The 3651-nt window shown below is 33.4% G+C and carries 4 protein-coding genes; all 4 read left to right on the top strand.

Annotation, left to right across the window (positions count from 1 at the left end):
• The first annotated feature begins 273 nt into the window (after window positions 1-273).
• The 4 genes from Q7P22_RS11015 (at window position 274) to Q7P22_RS11000 (ending at window position 3154) form a co-directional block, all read left to right on the top strand.
• Window positions 274-972, top strand: a complete 699-nt coding sequence (locus Q7P22_RS11015) for a PTS transporter subunit EIIC (protein ID WP_303864131.1) — start codon at window positions 274-276, stop codon at window positions 970-972.
• Window positions 903-1556 (top strand): PTS transporter subunit EIIC, encoded by a 654-nt coding sequence (locus Q7P22_RS11010; RefSeq protein WP_303864129.1) that lies wholly within the window; start codon window positions 903-905, stop codon window positions 1554-1556. The genes Q7P22_RS11015 and Q7P22_RS11010 overlap by 70 nt, the downstream gene beginning before the upstream one ends.
• A gap of 3 nt (window positions 1557-1559) precedes the next feature.
• Complete coding sequence (locus Q7P22_RS11005) at window positions 1560-2315, top strand: ChbG/HpnK family deacetylase (RefSeq protein ID WP_303864127.1); 756 nt, start codon at window positions 1560-1562, stop codon at window positions 2313-2315.
• 608 nt (window positions 2316-2923) lie between these two features.
• Window positions 2924-3154 carry a hypothetical protein gene (locus tag Q7P22_RS11000; RefSeq protein ID WP_271874470.1) on the top strand — a complete coding sequence of 77 codons (231 nt, stop codon included), beginning with the start codon at window positions 2924-2926 and terminating at the stop codon, window positions 3152-3154.
• The last annotated feature ends 497 nt before the right edge of the window (window positions 3155-3651 follow it).

The following is a 3651-nucleotide window of genomic DNA, read 5'->3' as shown; positions in this document are numbered from 1 at the left end:
AACGTAATACAGTGGCAGTAGAAACATGAGCGCCTGATGCGACGCCTCTTAGAGTAAAGTCTGAAGCATGTTCAATATTTTGCTTAATGTAATCATAAACCAGTAACTCAGTGTTAGATAGTGAAGAAAAATCAAATAAATCCATAATTGTCTCCTTTGTTTTGATACTATCATAGTATCAAGTTTTCAGAATGCTTGAAAGGGCTTTTATAATTAGCGCTATGCAATTATTCTAAAAATGTAAGAAATAAAAAGTTGCAGGGAGGCAAAATTATGGATGCTCTTACTAATAAAATTAGTAAATTACTAACGCCATTGGCTGAGAAGATTAGTAATAATAAATTCTTCAAAATAGTATCAATGGCCTTTCAAATTACTATTCCTATTATCATAATAGGTGCGCTATTTTCTTTATTAAGTTCATTACAAGTAGGCGGTTATCAAGCCTTTATTAAAAGCAATGGACTATGGTCATTGTTTAACGCTGTTAATCAGTTCACTATTAATGCAATGTCTGTTTATGTTGTTTTTGGTGCAGCATATGCTTTTATGGTAGTTGAAGATATTAGAAAAAGTGCGATTCAAGCTGGTTTATTTGGAATTGTGTGTTTCTTTTTAATGATTCCAATTGCTTCATTTAAAGTTAATAAGGCACCTACTCAATTTATTGGATTCGATTACTTAGGTGCTAAAGGTATTTTTACAGCTTTAATTGTTGGCTTTATTGTAGGTGCAATATATAAATTTACTCATGATCACAAGTGGGGAATTAAGATGCCAGCTGGCGTACCACCAATGGTTACAGAATCTTTTAATTCATTGTTACCAGGTGTTATGGCCATTATTGTTATTTTGATTATTGATGGTATTTTTAATGGAGTTGCACATGAGACTTTCTCTGAATGGTTCTACGGACTTTTGGCCGCTCCTTTAAAGAACTTATCGGTAGTATTTGGACTTGGGAATTATTAACTTTATTTGCATCAATTTGCTGGTTCTTTGGCATTCATGGTGGTCAAATTATCATGCCAATGTTAATGCTATTATTCATGCAACCAGGTGTACAAAACCAAGCTAATTATTTAGCAGGAAAACCTATGACTAATATTTTAACAATGGGTTTCTTCTACTTGCTATCTTTAGGTGGTATTGGTAATACCATTGGTTTAGCTATTGATATGTTCTTCTTCTCTAAGAGCAAGAGATTTAAGGTATTAGGTAAATTGGCTATTGCTCCAGCATTATTTGGAATTAATGAGCCTATTATGTTTGGTATGCCAATAGTATTAAACCCAATAATGGCTGTTCCATTTTTCCTTTTACCACAAGTTAATGTATTACTAACTTGGTTAGTAATGAAAATGGGCTGGGTAGCTTTACCTAGATTAGCAATGGGTGCTACGATGCCTGTTTTGGTCGATGGATTTTTGATGTGTGGTATTAGTGGAACTATTTGGGAAATATTCTTAATCTTGTTATCAATGATTGCTTATTTACCTTTCTTTAAAGTTCAAGATGGTATGGCTTATAACGAAGAAATGAAAGGAAGTAAGTAGGTTATGAAGAAGATATTGGTTCGTGGCGATGATTTAGGATATTCAAGAGCTGTTAACTACGGTATTTATGATACAGTTCATGATGGAATTAATAATAATGTTGGGGTAATGGTCAACATGCCCTCAACCGAGCAAGGTCTAGAATTACTGAAAAATGAAGATGTTTCTTTAGGGATGCATACTGATATTTCTAATGGTCGACCTGTGAGTGATCCTAAAGATATACCTAGTTTAGTTGATGATAATGGGTGTTTTAAACGCTCTAAAATTTATCGTCATGCTTCTAAAGACTTTGTAGTGTTGGATCAAGTAGTTCAAGAAATTGAGGCACAGTATCAAAAATTTTTAGATTTAGTTGGAGAAAAGCCTAGCTATTTTGAAGGTCATGCTGTGCAAAGTGCTAATTTTGTTAAGGGACTAGAAATTGTAGCTAAACGTCATAATTTAGCTTACTTGCCTTTTTCAGGCAACGATGTAATTCCGTTTAAGCATTCAAAATTAATGCCATTTTGTGAAAGTATGCTACCAAATTATCAACCGATGGAAACCTTTAAGAAGATGATCAAGATTGCAGACAAAGATAGTGATGTAATTCCATTTATGATCTGTCACCCAGGATATCTGGACGAATATATTCTTAATACTTCTTCTTTGACTTTTCCTCGTCCTAAGGAAGTAGAATTGCTATGTTCTCAAGAAGTAAGAGACTTAATAGCAGAACATGGCATTGAATTAGTTAAATACTGTGAGATTGAATAATAGTTGAATATTAAAACTTCCCCCTCGTAAAAACAGGACACAACCGTATTGGCTGTGCCCTATTTTTATGACAAAAGAATTGAAGTAACAAAGGTAAATACTTTAATTTGGGTGCTAAAGATGTGAATAGCAAGATAGGTGCAGATGGCAATTAGTTGTACTGATGGACTTGAAATATCCTACAAAAATTATATATAGTTTAGAAAAGAAAATAACAAATACGTTTTTTTACCGCTTATGATAAATATTAACTGTAATACTATTATATACGAATACAAAAAAATAGTGCTTTTAATTTGGCGAAAGGTGTCTAGAATGCTATACTGATTACAAATATTAGAAAAGGAGCTGTGAAGTTTATGAAAAAATTGGCTCTTTTGCGTTGATTGTCATAACTGCAATACTTGCAACCGCAGCAGTTATGTTATATTACATCAACACACACGGCAATAATATTCACAGTCTTGGCTGTAACGGCAAAATAACTACTATCATTGAAAAAATGGTACAAAAAAAGTTGTTACAGAAGGCAGTTGTGAAGCTACGCAATAATTAAGTTGAAGGCACCATTCCATTAAGGAATGGTGCTTTTTGGTGGTATATTCGATATGCCAATATTTTGGATAAAAGACTGGACTGTAAAATTAGGATATCAACCGTTGGTCACTGGCTTTGATGGTAGTAGTTTTATCCAAAATTTCTTTCCAGACCTGATCACAGTTCGCCAATCTACCGAAAAAATTGCCAAATTGCTGTGTGATCTGCTGATTGACAAGATTAATCACCCAAGTCATCATTTTGAACATGAATATTTGTTGCCTGTGACTTTGTTGGATTAATGGGTGAGAGGTTTAAGCTTAAATTTATTCGATACATATAAAAATAGCATCCCTGTTTTTTAGGGATGCATTTTATTGATTCTGTTTGTCGCTTATTCGTCGCCAAAACTGCATACATCATAAAATATACTGAAATCGGATAATTATATATAATATCAATTTAAAAATATCACACTGTATGATTTAGCAACACTTTTCGATCATTCTAGAATGAGTGGAGAATAAATACACGATGAATATGTACAAAATAAAAAAGTTTATGAATTTGTTATTCTTACGGACTAGTGCTAAACTTACTCAGGAAGGAAGTGAAAACTAATGGTTGATTTAAGCAGTTTTAAGCCAATTAATTTCGTTGCTGGTAAAAATACTATGACAGTTTCCAGAACAGGCGTAGCAATTTCGCAAGCTGCAGTTGTGCAACTGGGGAAGCCGGAATTTGTAAAGGTTTTGATCAGTTATGACGAAAAGAGTATTGCGATCATGGCAACGGATGC

The organism is Alkalibaculum bacchi (assembly GCF_937875145.1).
Classification (GTDB): Bacteria; Bacillota; Clostridia; order Eubacteriales; family Alkalibacteraceae; genus Alkalibaculum; species Alkalibaculum bacchi_A.
The sequence above is the reverse complement of the archived record's forward strand: the minus strand, read 5'-3'. Positions and strand labels throughout refer to the sequence as shown.

What these genes read in the sequence shown, in the direction of transcription:
- Q7P22_RS11015 (WP_303864131.1), top strand. Translation starts at nt 274, where the DNA reads ATGGATGCTCTTACTAATAAAATTAGTAAATTACTAACGCCATTGGCT.
- Q7P22_RS11000 (WP_271874470.1), top strand. Translation starts at nt 2,924, where the DNA reads ATGCCAATATTTTGGATAAAAGACTGGACTGTAAAATTAGGATATCAA.
- Q7P22_RS11010 (WP_303864129.1), top strand. Translation starts at nt 903, where the DNA reads ATGGTTCTACGGACTTTTGGCCGCTCCTTTAAAGAACTTATCGGTAGT.
- Q7P22_RS11005 (WP_303864127.1), top strand. Translation starts at nt 1,560, where the DNA reads ATGAAGAAGATATTGGTTCGTGGCGATGATTTAGGATATTCAAGAGCT.